This window comes from Nocardiopsis potens DSM 45234 (assembly GCF_000341105.1).
In the GTDB taxonomy this organism is placed as follows: domain Bacteria; phylum Actinomycetota; class Actinomycetes; order Streptosporangiales; family Streptosporangiaceae; genus Nocardiopsis_A; species Nocardiopsis_A potens.
On the sequence record NZ_ANBB01000059.1, the window covers coordinates 83426 to 96793 of the forward strand.

Here is a 13368-nt window from a genome sequence, read left to right on the forward strand (position 1 = left end):
CAGCGAGGATGACCGCCACCGGAACGGAGCGGCCGCTCACCCCGGCCGGGCGCCGGGTGCTGGACACCGCGTCCCGGCTCTTCTACGAGCGGGGCATCAACACCGTCGGCATGGACCTCATCGCCGACCAGGCCGGGGTCACCAAGAAGACCGTCTACGACCGGTTCGGCTCCAAGGACGCGCTGGTCGCCGCCTACCTGGCCGCCCGGGACCGGCGCTGGCGGGCCTGGGTCGGCGAGTACACCGCCGCCGCGGAGGGCCCGCGCGAGCGGGCGCTGGCCGTCTTCGACGCGCTGGAGGCGTGGATGGAGGGGCTGGACCCGCGGGGCTGCGCCATGGTCAACGCCTGCGTGGAGCTGACCGACCCGGACCACCCCGGGCTGCGCGTCGCCCACGAGCAGAAGCGGTGGACCCGAGAGCTCTTCCTCGGCCTGGCCGCGGAGGCCGGCGCCGCCGACCCGGAGGAGACCGCGGACGCCCTGCTGGTGCTGCACGAGGGGGCGGTGGTCGCATACAACACGGCGGGCGTGCGCACCGCAGTGCGCACCGCCCGCCGCGTCGCCGGGGACCTGCTCAGCCGGTGAGGCCGAGCTCCCGGTAGCCCGGCTTGATGACCTCGTCGATCAGCGCGAGCCGCTCGTCGAAGGGGAGGAACGCCGACTTCATCGCGTTCAGCGTCAGCCACCGCATGTCGGCCAGGGTGAAGCCGAAGGCGTCGGCCAGCACGCCGAACTCCTTCGACATCGAGGTGCCGCCCATCAGCCGGTTGTCGGTGTTGACGGTGACCCGGAACCGCAGCCGGCGCAGCAGGTCGATCGGGTGCTCGGCGATGGAGGCGGCCGCCCCGGTCTGCACGTTGGAGGTCGGGCACATCTCCAGCGGGATCCGCCGGTCGCGCACGTAGGACGCGAGCCGGCCCAGCTTCGCGGTGCCGTCCTCGGCGACCGCGATGTCGTCGGCGATGCGCACCCCGTGCCCGAGCCGCTCGGCCCCGCAGTGCTGGATCGCCTCCCAGATGGACGGCAGCCCGAACGCCTCACCCGCGTGGATGGTGAAGTGCGCGTTCTGCTGCCGCAGGTACTCGAAGGCGTCCAGGTTGCGGGTGGGCGGGAAGCCGGCCTCCGGGCCCGCGATGTCGAACCCGGCCACGCCGGCGTCGCGGTACCGGACCGCGAGCTCGGCGATCTCGCCGGCCCGGGCGTTCTGCCGCATCGCGCAGAGCAGGGTCCCGGTCCGGATCGGGGCGCCGGCCGCCGCGGCGCGCCGCTCCCCCTCCGCGAAACCCTCCTGCACCGCCTCCACGATGGCGTCCAGCGAGAGCCCGCCCTCCTGGAACAGCTCCGGGGCGTAGCGGACCTCGGCGTAGACGACCCCGTCGGCGGCCAGGTCCTCGGCGGCCTCGGCGGCCACCCGCACCAGCGCCTCGCGGCTCTGCATCACCCCGACGGTGTGCGAGAACGTCTCCAGGTACCGCTCCAGCGAACCGGAGTCGGCGGCCTCGGTGAACCAGCGGCCGAGCTCCTCCGGGTCGGTGGCGGGCAGGCCGGTGTAGCCGGCCTCCGCGGCCAGCTCCACCACGGTCGACGGGCGCAGCCCGCCGTCCAGGTGGTCGTGGAGCAGCACCTTGGGGGCGCGTCGGATCTCTTCGGGGGTCGGGACGTGCATGGGAGCTTCCTTCTCCGGGCGGGGGCGGGGGCTAACCGATCAGGATTCCGGCGATGGCGGCGCTGAGCAGGTTGGCCAGGGTTCCGGCGAGGATCGCGCGCAGCCCCAGCTTGGCGATGGCCTTGCGCTGGTTGGGCGCCAGGCCGCCGAGGCCGCCGAGGAGCACCGCCATCGAGCCGATGTTGGCGAAGCCGCAGATGGTGAAGGTGACGATGGCGACCGTCTTGTCCGAGAGCTCGGCGATCTGCGGGGTGAAGTCCATGAAGGCCACGAACTCGTTGAGCACCAGCTTCTGGCCGAGGAAGCCGCCGGCGGTGACCGCCTCGTCCCACGGCACGCCGATGGCGAACATCAGCGGGGAGAAGATCCAGCCGAGGACCTTCTGGAAGCTCAGGTCCTCCATGCCGAACAGGCCGCCGATCGCGCCGAGGCCCATGTTGAGCAGGGCGACCAGGGAGACGAAGGCGAGCAGCATGGCGCCGATGTTCAGCGCCAGCTTGAGGCCCTCGGAGGCGCCTCGGGCGGCGGCGTCGATGACGTTGTGCGGGCGCTCGTCCTCCTCCGCGGCGGGAGCCTCGGAGGCCGCGGCGGCCTTGCCGTCCTCGGCCTTCTCCCCGCCGGCGGAGCCGGCGCCCTCGCCGTCGGTGACCTCGGCGGGACCGCCGCCGACGGCGGTCTTCACCTCGAGCACTTCGCCCGCGGTGCTCTTCTCGGTCTCGGGCAGCATGATCTTGGCCATCAGCAGGCCGGCCGGGGCCGCCATGAAGGAGGCCGCGATCAGGTACTCCATGCTCGCGCCGAGCAGGTAGTAGCCGACCAGCACGCTGCCGGCCACGGTGGCCAGGCCGCCCACCATCACCGCGAACAGCTCGGAGCGGGTGAGCCGGCTCAGGTACGGCCGGATCACCAGGGGGGCCTCGGTCAGGCCGAGGAAGATGTTGGCGGTGGCGTTCATCGACTCGGCCTTGCCGGTGCCGAGCAGCCACTGCAGGCCGCCGCCGATGATCTTCACGACCCACTGCAGGATGTGCAGGTGGTACAGGACCGCGGTGAGCGAGGAGACGAAGATGACCACCGGCAGCACCTGGAAGGCGAAGATGGTGCCCTCCTCCGGCAGGAGGCTGCCGAACAGGAAGGCGATCCCCTCGCCGGAGGCGTCGATCAGCGACTGGAACCCGAGGGAGAGGGCCTGCAGTGCTGCCTTGCCGGGCTCCCAGTAGAGCACGACGATGGCGAAGACGACCTGGGCGAGCAGGGCGCCGATGACCGTGCGCGGTTTGATCGCGCGGCGGTCGGTCGAGAAGGCGAACGCGATGGCGAGGATGACCGCCATCCCGCCGATGCCCCAGAGCACGTTGGTCACGTCCATGCCCCCTCCCTTCTTGTAAACGATTACCGAGATCTAGCACACTCCAGGTGTGTTACAACTTTTGTCAAGCCCGGGTGTGCTTCACAGATCATCGTAAGACAGCTGGTGAACCCCTTACTGCAGGGGTAGAGCAGGGTTCGGAGAGGTCGCTCGCCGTCAAGGAAAACGGTTTCTGAAAGCCCGCCCCGCGGCGGGTTCCGAGGAGGGGTGTGGTGTCGGTCACCATCAAGCAGGTCGCCGAGCGGGCCGGTGTGTCCGTCGCGACCGCCTCCCGGGCGCTCTCCGGAGGACGGGGCGTCCGCAAGGCCAACCGCGAGGCGGTGCTGCGCGCCGCCGAGGAGCTGGACTACAAGCCGAACGCGGTCGCCGCGGCGCTGCGCAGCCGGACCACGCGCACCATCGGCATGGTGGTGCCGCTCATCTCCAACCCGTTCTTCTCCACCCTGGTGGAGGAGGTCGAGCGGGAGGCCGAGCTGGGCGACCGCTGCCTGCTCCTGGCCACCTCGCACTACGACCCCGAGGCCGAGGCCCGGCGGCTGCGCACCCTGCTGGACCGGCAGGTCGACGCGCTGGTCGTGATCCCCTGCCACCAGGAGCGGAGCCGGGAGGCGTTCGAGGCCGCGGCGCGCCGGGTGCCCGCGGTCCAGCTCGACCTGAGCGTGGACGGCACCACCGCGAGCTGGGTCGGCGTGGACAACGGGGCCGGCATCCTGCGCCTGGTCGACCACCTGGTGGAGCAGGGGGCGCGCAGCCTCGCCTACATCGGCTCCGAGCCGACCGACTCCTCGGCGCGGGCGCGGCTGGACGGGTACCGGCGGGCCTCCGCGCGCTGCCCCGGACCGGCCGACCGGGTGCTGCTCGGCGACTTCAGCCTGGAATGGGGCCGCGCCGCCGCGCGCCGGCTGCTGGACGGAGGGGCGCCGCTGCCGGACGGCGTGGTCTGCGGCAACGACACCATCGCGCTGGGCGTGCTCCGGGAGCTGTCCGCGGGCGGCGTCCGGGTGCCGGCGGAGGTGATGGTCGGCGGGTTCGACGACATACCCTTCGCCGCGCTGGCCGAGCCGGCCCTCACCACGGTCCGCCAGCCGCAGGACCGGCTCGCCGCCGAGGCGCTGCGCACCGTCATCGGCATGCTGGAGGGCGGCGCGGAGCCGAACCGGCGGGTGGCGGTCGTCCCCGAGCTCGTGGCCCGCGCCTCCACCGCCCGCTGATCTCCCCGGCCCTCCCCTCCCCCGCGTTGCAGAAAAAGGGGGAGGTGAGGAGCCTTCTTCACTCCTCTCCTCCCCCTTCGCGGGGACCCGGCCGGGTCAGAGGCTCCCGCCGGACTTGAGCGCACCGGCGATCCGGACCACGCGCTTGGCCTGGACCTGGGCGGCGGTGCGGGTGGTGTCGTCCACCGGCAGGTTGCCCTGGCCGTCCACGTGCGAGGTGCCGTACGGGTTGCCGTCGGCGAACTTGCTGGCGTCGGTGTAGCCGGGGGGAACGATGATCCCGCCGAAGTGGTAGAAGGTGTTCGACAGCGCCAGCAGGGTGCTCTCCTGGCCGCCGTGCAGGGTGGCGGAGGACGCGAACCCGCTGTACACCTTGTCGGCCAGCAGCCCCTGGGCCCACTGCGGGCCGAGCGTGTCGATGAACTGCTTGAGCTGCGAGGCGATGTTGCCGTAGCGGGTCGGCGAGCCGAAGATCACGGCGTCGGCCCAGACCACGTCGTCCGCGGCGGCCTCGGCGATGTCCTTGGTGGCCTCGGCGTTGGCGGCCCAGGCCGGGTTGCTCTGGATCGCGGCCTCCGGGGCGAGCTCGGCGGCCTTGCGCAGCCGCACCTCGGCGCCCTCCTTCTCAGCGGCCTCGGCGATCTCCCGGGCGATCGTGCTGATCGTGCCGGTCGAGGAGTAGTAGATGACGCTGAGCTTGACGGTCTCGCTCATGTTCGGTGCACCCTTCGAAAGGTCGCGTTCGGTGACTGCTTCCTAGAAAGATAATGCCTCGTGGTTTATTCCCGCGCCAGAGGAACGGGGTGGATGTGACCGGAGGCATATCGGGCGGGCCGGGGTAACCTGTGCGCCGTGAAGACGCTGCTGCGGAGCCGGCGGAGGGCGCGCCCGATCTGGGCGGTCGCCCTGATCGTCGCGCTCGCGCTGCACTGCGTCTGCATCGTCTGCCTGGCCGCCGCGGCCGAGGCGCAGGAGGCCCGGGCCGTCGCGGAGGCGGGCGCCGCCGCACCGGCGGACCCCGGCGCCCAGACCGATCAGGACGGCGACCACTCGGCGAGCTGCGACGCCGGGCAGGCGGTGGCGAGCCCGTTCGGCCCGGCCGGGGCCGACAGCGGGGGCAAGGCGCCGAGCGACCACCGCACCGGCTCCACCGCGGTCATGCTCTTCCTGCTGTTCAGCGTGGCGCTGGGCGGCGCGCTCTGGACGGCGCCGCGGTTCCGGCGGCCGCCGCCGGCCCGCGCCCCCGCCCACATCTGGCGCCCCAGCGGCTTCCGGCTGCTCACCACCCTCTGCATCCAGAGGGTCTAGAGGTCTGCGCGCCGCGTCCCCGCGGGCCGGCGCGCCATCACCAGTCGAACTCCGTCGAAACGACCGACCCTGGTGAGGACATGACCAGAAATCTCAGCATCACCCTCGGACTCCTGCTCGTACTGGCCCTCGGCTTCGGCGTGTTCGCCGTGGTCCGGGCCGCCACCGGCGACACCGGCTCGGCCGCGGCCGAGCGGGTCCCCGAGGAGCTCCTGGTCCGGGAGAACAGCCACTACCTGGAGAAGAACGAGGACGCGAAGGTCACCGTCGTCGAGTTCCTCGACTTCGAGTGCCCGGCCTGCGGGCAGCAGTACCCGGTGATGGAGGACATCAAGGAGAAGTACGAGGGGCGGATCGACTTCGTGATCCGCTACTTCCCGCTGCCCGGCCACGTCAACGCCGAGGCCTCCGCGGCCGCGGCGGAGGCCGCCGCCCGGCAGGACGCCTTCGACGAGATGTACTCCAAGCTCTTCGAGACCCAGCAGGAGTGGGCCGGGGCGAGCGAGCCCACCCCGCAGGTGTTCGTCGGCTACGCCGAGGAGCTCGGGCTCGACGTGGAGCAGTTCACCCAGGACATGCAGGACCCGGAGGTCCTGGAGCGGATCAAGGCCGACATCCCGGACGGCACCGAGGCCGGGGTGTCGGGCACCCCGACCATCTTCGTCAACGGCCTGCCGATGTCCTCGATGCCCAGCGAGAAGGAGCTGAGCCGGGTCATCGACAAGGAGCTGGAGTCGTGACCGCCGGCCGCTCCCCCGCCGAGGGCGTCCCGCCCTCCGGCGGGCCGGCCGCCTCCCCCGCCGAGGCCGTTCCGGCCTCCGCCGGACCGGCGGCCGAGGAGACGCCGATCATCGGCCGCGCGCTGCCCTGGCTGCTCGCGATCGGCGGCGCGATCGGCGTGCTCGCCGCGTTCGCCCTGGCGGTGGAGAAGATCAACACCCTGCGGGACAGCGCCTACGTGCCGACCTGCAGCATCAACCCGGTACTCAGCTGCGGGACGGTGATGGACACCCCCACCGCGGAGGTGTTCGGCTTCCCCAACCCGTTCCTGGGCATCGGGGCGTTCGCGGTCGTCACCACGATCGGCATGGCGATGCTGTCCGGCGCGAGGTTCGGCCGCTGGTTCTGGATCGGCCTCCAGGCGGGTGTGCTGTTCGGCATCGGGTTCGTGCACTACCTGATCTTCCAGAGTCTGTACGAGATCAAGGCGCTCTGCCCGTACTGCATGGTGGTCTGGACGGTGATGATCCCGATCTTCACCTACACCACCCTGGACAACGTCCGCACCGGCCGAATCCCCCTCCCCAAGGGGGCCCGCTCGGCTGCGGGGGTGCTGATCCGCAACCACACGGTGGTGCTCACCGTCTGGTACGTACTCGTCATCGCCGCCATCGGCCAGGCGTTCTGGAGCTACTGGAGCACGCTCATCTGATGCGTTCGAGGCCCTCGGATTCCTTCCGAGGGCCTCGAACGGAAGGTAGGCTCCTTCCGGGATTGCATCAGGTAATGCAACGCGGACGGCCCCGGCTCAGCAGCCGGGGCCGTCCGCGTTTGCGAGGGTCATAGGGCCCTGTTCTTCACAGAGCGGAGGAAGGCCTGCCACTCGGTCCCTCCGAACCCGATGTGGCCGAGATTCCGGTTCTGGGTGTCTCGAACGGCGGCGCCGTCCGGGAGGTCGGCGACTTCGACGCACCCTTCGGTGCGCGCACCGCTGTAGGAGGACTTGCGGAACTTCAGGTGGGTACGGGATCGGGATCGCATTCGGCGGGTCCTTAGTCGATGAGGCCGCTCAGGAGCTGTCCGGGGCAAATACATGCTCATCATCCCAGTTCGCCGTCCGCTCAGCAGGCAGTGGAATACAGTGGACGACCCCTTGGGGTTGTTTCAGATGCACCGCGGCCCCCGGAGATCCTTCCGGGGGCCGTCGGTGTGTCTACCGGGCGGTCAGAGCCGCTCGGCCTTGACCTCGCGGAGGAACGCCGACCACTCGTCGGCGGCGAACCGGAGATGCCCGGCACCGGGGTTCTGCGAATCGCGCACCGCAGCGCCGCTGGGCAGGTCGGCGACCTCGACGCAGTTGTTTCCGCTGCCGCTGTAGCTCGACTTGCGGAAGGTCAGGGGGTCACTCATCGGCACTACTTCCTAGCGATTGCGCGACGTCTCTGATGAACGCGACGGACTCGGCCCCGGGGAGCGCGCTCGCCGATGCGTGTGCGAACACCCGGGTGAACCGCGCGACCTCCTCCGGCCGCTCCAGGATCAGGCTAGCCGCATACGTTTCGGTGTAGGCGATGCTCGGGTCGAGGGGCTCGGCGAAGTCCATGATCACGAGCGCGCCCATGTTAGCGGCGTGGGACCCGGCTGCGAACGGGAGGACCTGGACCGTCACGCCCTCTCGCGTCGCCATTCGCACGAGGTGGCGCAGCTGTGCGCTCATCACTTCGGGCGTACCGATCGGGCGCCGGAGCGCGGCCTCGTCGATGATCGCCCAGTACTCCGGCGGGTCGTGCCGGTTGAGGATCTGCTGCCGCTCCATCCGGGCGGCGACCCGCGCCGTGATCGCCTCATCGTCATGCGCCTGCCCGCCGCGGATCACCGCCTCGGCGTACTCCGGGGTCTGCAGCAGTCCCGGGATCACCTGCGGCTCGAAGGTGCGGATCGCCGACGCTTCGGCCTCGAAGTCGGGCAGCTGGTCGGTGAAGACCCCCTTGTACTGCGACCACCACCCCCGATCTTTGGCATCGCGCGCGAGCTGGTGCAGCGCCTCGCGCTCGGCGGGGTCGTCCACCTTGTACAGGTCGAGAAGCGCATCGAGGTCTGCCGACTTGATCCGACGGGTCTCTGCGGCCTCGAACCGGCCGAGCTTCGTCCCGGACCAGCCGAGGGTCTTCGCAGCGTCGGTGATCTGATGACCGGCGTGCTCCCGCCGCCGGCGAAGCTCTCCGGCGAGCCGCCGCAGGCGGACGGTGGGGCTGTGGACTCTGCGCATGCCCGCAAGTCTAGAGCGAAATCAAATTCTGCAGTCTGCAAAATAAGGGTTGAAAATCTGCAGTCTGCATGTCAATCTATTGGCACTTGGGAACTGTAAGTGAAGGACTGATCACATGCAGGCTTCACGTGTCAAAAGTAGGGGCTGGGGGCGGCCCGGTCTCCGGAAACGCGTACCGACCTCGCACCCGATGCGCATCCGGTGGCCGGAGTGGGAGTTCGGCGTCCTCCCCGACGGCCGCCGCTACGCCCGTCGCGGTCTCCGCATCGTGACCGGCCCGTCGCTCGGCCACCTCGACCGGGTGCTCCGGGCCGAGCCGCTCGCCGGGTCCCGGCGCGTCCTGGAATGGGGGATGGCCGCATGACCGCCCCGCGCCGGCGCAGGTCCGTCACCGCCTCGCCCGACCGGCACCCCTGCCCCGAGCTGCGCGAAGCCTTCGGCCCCCGCGGGTGGACCTTCTTCCGCACCGGGCGCGGCCACGAGGAGCTCCTCGTGCACGCAGTGTTCGCCCGCACCCTCCCGCACAGCGAGGCGCTCGGCCTCCGCGAACACATCGCCGCCCCGCTCCCCCAGCTGCCGGCCGAGCTCGACCTCCAGGCCGTCGTCATCGAAGGCCACGCCAAGGTCTGCCGGAAGTGCGCGCAGGTGTTCGAGGTGGCATGCCGCAGCGCCATGGGCACCCTCCTCCCCTGACCCCCGGACCGGGCCCGTGCGGCGAGAGGGGGCCGCACGGGCCCTCGAACCCCGCCGTCCACCTGGAACTCCAGCACTGCGCGGACAACGTCGCCCCACGGGGTCGAGGTCCAAACCAGCGGTGACGGCAAGGGAAGGGCCGGGGCGCGCAGGCGGCCGCCCGGGCGCGGCGCCTCACGGGGCGGGGTTCAAGCGGGCGGCGAGGGCGGGTGAGGGACCGGCCAGTCGGTCGGCGCGGCGCCCCACGGGGTCGGGGTTCAGGCCGGCGGCGGGGGCGGCGGTGGGGACCGGCTGGTCGGTCGTGTGCGGCAGAGCAGGGAGGGGCGGTCGGGGCGCCGGGGCCGGCCGCCTCTGAAACCGCCGCACCTCTCCGACCTGGGTGAATACGCAGGGTGATGGCGGGGTGGGGTGCCCGGCGCACCGCGAGAGCACCCCGGTGATTCCCGAGCGCGCATCCCGGCCCGGATCGGCCCCCGGCAGGCCTGAACTGCCCCGATCGGGCCGGTGGTGAGGGGTTCGAGCCGCCCGCAAGGCCGCAAAGCAGGGGCCCGAAACCAGGGAGGAGCAGAGGCGGGGGCGAGATGCCGCTTTTGTCCTGCCGAGAGGGCCCGCCTTGGCCACTCCGGGTAACCGGAGAGGGGGGAACGGGGGCTTCGGGGCTCACTACTCGCTGGTAGATGTAATCGGGGCGCTGCGGAGGTGCGCAGGGCGCCCCTGCTCCCGCCCGATCCCCGCCACGAACCGGGCATATGAGATAAGGCCACCCTGGTGGGCGCGGGCCTGACCGGCGAACGTGGCGCCCGCCCACTCCGCCCTTGCCGCCTGCTTGAACCCCCGTTCCGTGAGGCGCCGCGCCCGGGCGAGGCGCCCGCCCCTACCGCTGCCGTCGCCGCCCGCTTGGACCTCCGCTCCGCGAGGCGCCGCACCCGACCGACCGGCCGGTCCCCCTGCCTGCCGTCGCCGCCGGCCTGAACCGTCACTCCGTGGGGCGCCGCACCCGACCGACCGGCCGGTCCCCCTGCCTGCCGTCGCCGCCGGCCTGAACCGTCACTCCGTGGGGCGCCGCGCCCGCCCGACCGACCGGTCCTCCTCCCCTCCCTCGCCCCTCCCCGAGGTCCTCGTTGCGACGACCACTTGAGGACAAGGGCTCTGAGACGGCAACAACGCCAAGATCAACCGCCCTGCGGGGTCGGGTCGGCCGCTCTCTCCTCGCTCAGCCGCGGCGGGCCGCGTCCTGGAGGGCTCCCTCGTAGACCGCCGCGCGGACCGCGCGGGCGGCGCGGGCGCCCCAGCGGGAGCGGGGGCCGCCGAACGGGTCGGGCGCGTGCGCGCCGTCGTCCATCGGGCAGGCAAGGCAGATCGCATCGGAAGCGGTCCCGGTGCAGGCGAAGCCGGCCTCCATCACCGCCTGGACCTTCGCCTCGGTCACCGTGGCGGCCAGGTTCACCAGCGCGGCGTCGGAGAGCGGAACCGGGACCGCGACCACGATGTTGATCGTGCCGGGCGGCGGTCCGGCCAGCGGCGAGTCCAGCCGCGCCTCGTCCAGCTCGGCGGCGTCCGCCGCCCAGGTGGGGCGGCCGATCCCGACCGTGGCCAGCGCCTCGACTCCCCCGTCGGCGCCGAGCCGGGCCCCGGTCACGTCCGCCGCGGTCATCATCCCGACCCCCGGCCCGCGCATCCGCGCAGAAGTCGCGATCTCCGCCAGGTGCGCGGCCGGATCGATGCGCCGGTAATCCCCCTCGACCTGGGCGTTGAGCACGAAGGCCCGCTCCCCCAGCCCGCCGCCGAGCACCCCGGAGGAGAGCATCCTCCACCCCGGCCCGGCCTTCCAGACCGCGGAGGCGAGCGTCCGCCCGCCCTCCCGCCGCCGGTGCAGCACCGGGCGGAGCAGCTCCCCGCGCGGGAGTCCGTTCCTGCCGGCCTCGGTCGACTTGCGCACGCGGAGACTTTAACCCGTGCGGCCGCGCAGCGCCGCCGCGGCGACACCCGCGGTCCAGCCGAGCGCCGCCCCCCAGGCCAGCCCGCTGAGCAGCCCCCCGACGGCGAAGCCGAGCCAGCCCAGCGGCCCGAGCCCCATCGCGGCCGCGTCCGCGAGTCCGCGCAGGGCGTTGCCGGCCGCCGCGCCGACCAGCACCGCGGCCCACCCCGACAGCGCGCTGCGCACCGGCCCCGCCTCCGGGCGGAGCCGCGCCGCCCGCGCCGTCCACAGCGCGGCGAGGACGACCAGCAGCGCGACCGCGGCCAGGGCCACCGCGTCGAGCCGCACCCCGGGCAGCCCGAACGGGGCGCCCAGCGCCGAGGGCAGCAGCAGCCACGAGGCCCGGGGCGCGAGCCAGGTGGTGAACGCCGTGCTCCCGAAGGCCAGGCAGAGCAGGAACGCAACAGCGGCGACGGCGGGAGCGGCGGGGCCATTGCGAAGAAGATTCATGTTTTGCATGATAGTGACGCACGTCTCATCCGGGTAGTCCGATCCCCCAGGAGATAACGAGAGATGAAGCGTCTCCCCCGGCGCCTGCGCCTCCCGGTCCTGCTCGCCGCCCTGGTGCTCGTCGCGGGAACCGCCGCCTCGGCCACCCGGATCGAGCCCGGTCCCCCGCGCTATCTCACCGACGACCAGGGGCGCGCCCTCTTCCTGCACGGCTTCAACACCTCCGGCTCGGCCAAGGACGACCCGGAGCACCTGCCCTGGATCACCGAGGACGCCGTGCAGCGCGAGTACGAGGAGACCGGCACCAACTTCGTCCGCTTCCTGATCCAGTGGCAGGCGGTCGAACCGGAGCAGGGCGCCTACGACGAGGAGTACCTGGACGCCGTCGCCGAGCGCGTCGACTGGTACGCCGAGCGCGGTTACCACGTGCTGCTCGACATGCACCAGGACCTCTACGGGCGCTACACCAGCCCGGAGGAGCACTCCGGCAACGGCGCCCCGGAATGGGCCACCCACACCGACGGCCTCCCCGTCGCCCGGCAGGACATGTGGGAGCTGGTGTACCTGGAGCCGGGAACGGTCCGCGCCTTCGACAACTTCTGGAACACCACCGGGAAGCACCCCGAGCTGATGGACGCCTACGCCGCCGCCCTCCGGCACGTCGCCGACCGGTTCGCCGACGAGCCGGCCGTCATCGGCTACGACCTGATGAACGAGCCGTTCGGCGGCAGCCTCCAGGGTCCCGCCTTCGAGGCCGGCCCGCTCGCCGACCTCTACCGCACCTCCATCGCGCGGATCCGCGAGGTGGACCAGGACGCCTGGCTCTTCGTCGAAGGCCAGGCGGTCGGCGTCAACTGGGGCCTGCCCTCCGCCCTCCCCCACCTGGACGACCCGCGGAACGGGGAGCCGCGCATCGTCTACGCGCCGCACGCCTACCCGCTCCCGATGGACCTCGGCGAACCGTACGCCGGCGCCTCCCAGGGGCGGATCGACGCCGGCATCGAGCAGTGGTCGAACAGCGTCCGCACCACGGCGGAGCGCCTGGAGGCCCCGATCGTCCTCGGCGAGTTCGGCCTCGACATGTCGGGCGAGGGGGCCACCGACTATGTCGCCCGGATGCTCACCGAGACCGAGCGGATGGCCGCCGGCCGCGCCTACTGGTCCAACGACCACGACGGGTGGGGCCCGTGGATGGACGAGTCCCTCGCCCCCGGCCCGCTCGCCGAGACGATGAACCGCCCCTACCCCCGGGCGATCGCCGGACGGCCGGTGGAGATCGACTACGACCCCGAAGCCCCCGCGCTGACCGTCCGCTTCACGGAGGAGGAAGGGGTGTCCGGGCCGACCGAGCTGTATCTGCCGGACACGGTCTTCCCCGACGGGTTCGACCTCGCGGTGGAATCCGCCGGCTCTCGCGCAGAGCCCGAATCCGCGGATTGGGACGGCGGACTGCGCATCCTCTCCGTGGAGACCGACTCCGCCGAACCGGGGACGGAGCACACCCTCACCGTCACCCCGGAGTGACCGGCTCGATGGCCGGCCGGGCGGCGCGGCCCGGCGGCGATCGCTCCGTTTGGAGCATCCCGGAAGGGCCGCTATAGTCGTCCGAGTCGCCAGGAGCGGCCCTGGAAAGGGCGGATCCGGCGGCGGTCTTCTGAGGCCGGAACGAACACCCGATCAGCGGAGCTGAAGAGGGTGGGCGGGG

Annotated in this window: 16 protein-coding genes; 8 read left to right on the forward strand and 8 right to left on the reverse strand. The window is 72.1% G+C overall.

Features of this window, described 5'->3' with window-relative positions:
* The first annotated feature begins 8 nt into the window (after positions 1 to 8).
* Complete coding sequence (locus tag D459_RS0124075; RefSeq protein WP_017595563.1) at positions 9 to 584, forward strand: TetR/AcrR family transcriptional regulator; 576 nt, start codon at positions 9 to 11, stop codon at positions 582 to 584.
* Here D459_RS0124075 and D459_RS0124080 read toward each other — a convergent pair.
* Positions 574 to 1665: an adenosine deaminase gene (locus tag D459_RS0124080; protein ID WP_017595564.1), complete on the reverse strand. Its 1092-nt coding sequence runs from the start codon at positions 1663 to 1665 to the stop codon at positions 574 to 576. The two genes, D459_RS0124075 and D459_RS0124080, sit on opposite strands and share 11 nt — an antisense overlap.
* Before the next feature lie 31 nt (positions 1666 to 1696).
* Positions 1697 to 3034, reverse strand: coding sequence for a NupC/NupG family nucleoside CNT transporter (locus D459_RS0124085; protein ID WP_017595565.1), 1338 nt, complete (start codon positions 3032 to 3034; stop codon positions 1697 to 1699).
* A gap of 212 nt (positions 3035 to 3246) precedes the next feature.
* On the opposite strand from D459_RS0124085, the gene D459_RS0124090 reads away from it, so the two are divergent.
* On the forward strand, positions 3247 to 4245 hold the full coding sequence (locus D459_RS0124090; protein WP_020380319.1) for a LacI family DNA-binding transcriptional regulator: 999 nt from the start codon (positions 3247 to 3249) through the stop codon (positions 4243 to 4245).
* Between the two features lie 96 nt (positions 4246 to 4341).
* Here the strand turns inward: D459_RS0124090 and wrbA are convergent, their stop codons facing one another.
* Complete coding sequence (wrbA, locus tag D459_RS0124095) at positions 4342 to 4959, reverse strand: NAD(P)H:quinone oxidoreductase (RefSeq protein ID WP_017595567.1); 618 nt, start codon at positions 4957 to 4959, stop codon at positions 4342 to 4344.
* Positions 4960 to 5097: 138 nt separating this feature from the next.
* On the opposite strand from wrbA, the gene D459_RS0124100 reads away from it, so the two are divergent.
* From D459_RS0124100 to D459_RS0124110, 3 genes are all read left to right on the forward strand, one after another.
* Positions 5098 to 5553: a hypothetical protein gene (locus D459_RS0124100; RefSeq protein ID WP_017595568.1), complete on the forward strand. Its 456-nt coding sequence runs from the start codon at positions 5098 to 5100 to the stop codon at positions 5551 to 5553.
* A gap of 80 nt (positions 5554 to 5633) precedes the next feature.
* Positions 5634 to 6293 carry a DsbA family protein gene (locus tag D459_RS0124105; protein ID WP_017595569.1) on the forward strand — a complete coding sequence of 220 codons (660 nt, stop codon included), beginning with the start codon at positions 5634 to 5636 and terminating at the stop codon, positions 6291 to 6293.
* Positions 6290 to 6985 (forward strand): vitamin K epoxide reductase family protein, encoded by a 696-nt coding sequence (locus tag D459_RS0124110; RefSeq protein WP_017595570.1) that lies wholly within the window; start codon positions 6290 to 6292, stop codon positions 6983 to 6985. Before D459_RS0124105 ends, D459_RS0124110 begins: the two co-directional genes overlap by 4 nt.
* A 128-nt stretch (positions 6986 to 7113) precedes the next feature.
* Here the strand turns inward: D459_RS0124110 and D459_RS0124115 are convergent, their stop codons facing one another.
* From D459_RS0124115 to D459_RS0124125, 3 genes are all read right to left on the reverse strand, one after another.
* Positions 7114 to 7314, reverse strand: coding sequence for a DUF397 domain-containing protein (locus D459_RS0124115; RefSeq protein WP_017595571.1), 201 nt, complete (start codon positions 7312 to 7314; stop codon positions 7114 to 7116).
* Positions 7315 to 7497: 183 nt separating this feature from the next.
* Positions 7498 to 7683, reverse strand: a complete 186-nt coding sequence (locus D459_RS0124120) for a DUF397 domain-containing protein (RefSeq protein ID WP_017595572.1) — start codon at positions 7681 to 7683, stop codon at positions 7498 to 7500.
* A complete protein-coding gene (locus D459_RS0124125; RefSeq protein WP_017595573.1) occupies positions 7676 to 8542 on the reverse strand; it encodes a helix-turn-helix domain-containing protein in 867 nt (288 codons plus the stop codon). Before D459_RS0124125 ends, D459_RS0124120 begins: the two co-directional genes overlap by 8 nt.
* A gap of 190 nt (positions 8543 to 8732) precedes the next feature.
* On the opposite strand from D459_RS0124125, the gene D459_RS35940 reads away from it, so the two are divergent.
* Together D459_RS35940 and D459_RS0124135 are read left to right on the forward strand one after the other, a co-directional pair.
* Positions 8733 to 8906, forward strand: coding sequence for a hypothetical protein (locus tag D459_RS35940; protein WP_017595574.1), 174 nt, complete (start codon positions 8733 to 8735; stop codon positions 8904 to 8906).
* Positions 8903 to 9235 carry a hypothetical protein gene (locus tag D459_RS0124135; protein WP_017595575.1) on the forward strand — a complete coding sequence of 111 codons (333 nt, stop codon included), beginning with the start codon at positions 8903 to 8905 and terminating at the stop codon, positions 9233 to 9235. Before D459_RS35940 ends, D459_RS0124135 begins: the two co-directional genes overlap by 4 nt.
* 1213 nt (positions 9236 to 10448) lie before the next feature.
* Here D459_RS0124135 and D459_RS0124140 read toward each other — a convergent pair.
* Positions 10449 to 11174 carry an adenosylcobinamide amidohydrolase gene (locus tag D459_RS0124140; protein WP_017595576.1) on the reverse strand — a complete coding sequence of 242 codons (726 nt, stop codon included), beginning with the start codon at positions 11172 to 11174 and terminating at the stop codon, positions 10449 to 10451.
* A gap of 9 nt (positions 11175 to 11183) precedes the next feature.
* Positions 11184 to 11663 carry a hypothetical protein gene (locus D459_RS0124145; RefSeq protein ID WP_017595577.1) on the reverse strand — a complete coding sequence of 160 codons (480 nt, stop codon included), beginning with the start codon at positions 11661 to 11663 and terminating at the stop codon, positions 11184 to 11186.
* Positions 11664 to 11726: 63 nt separating this feature from the next.
* Here D459_RS0124145 and D459_RS0124150 point away from each other — a divergent pair, with 63 nt between their 5' ends.
* Positions 11727 to 13187, forward strand: a complete 1461-nt coding sequence (locus D459_RS0124150; RefSeq protein ID WP_017595578.1) for a cellulase family glycosylhydrolase — start codon at positions 11727 to 11729, stop codon at positions 13185 to 13187.
* Positions 13188 to 13368 lie beyond the last annotated feature (181 nt).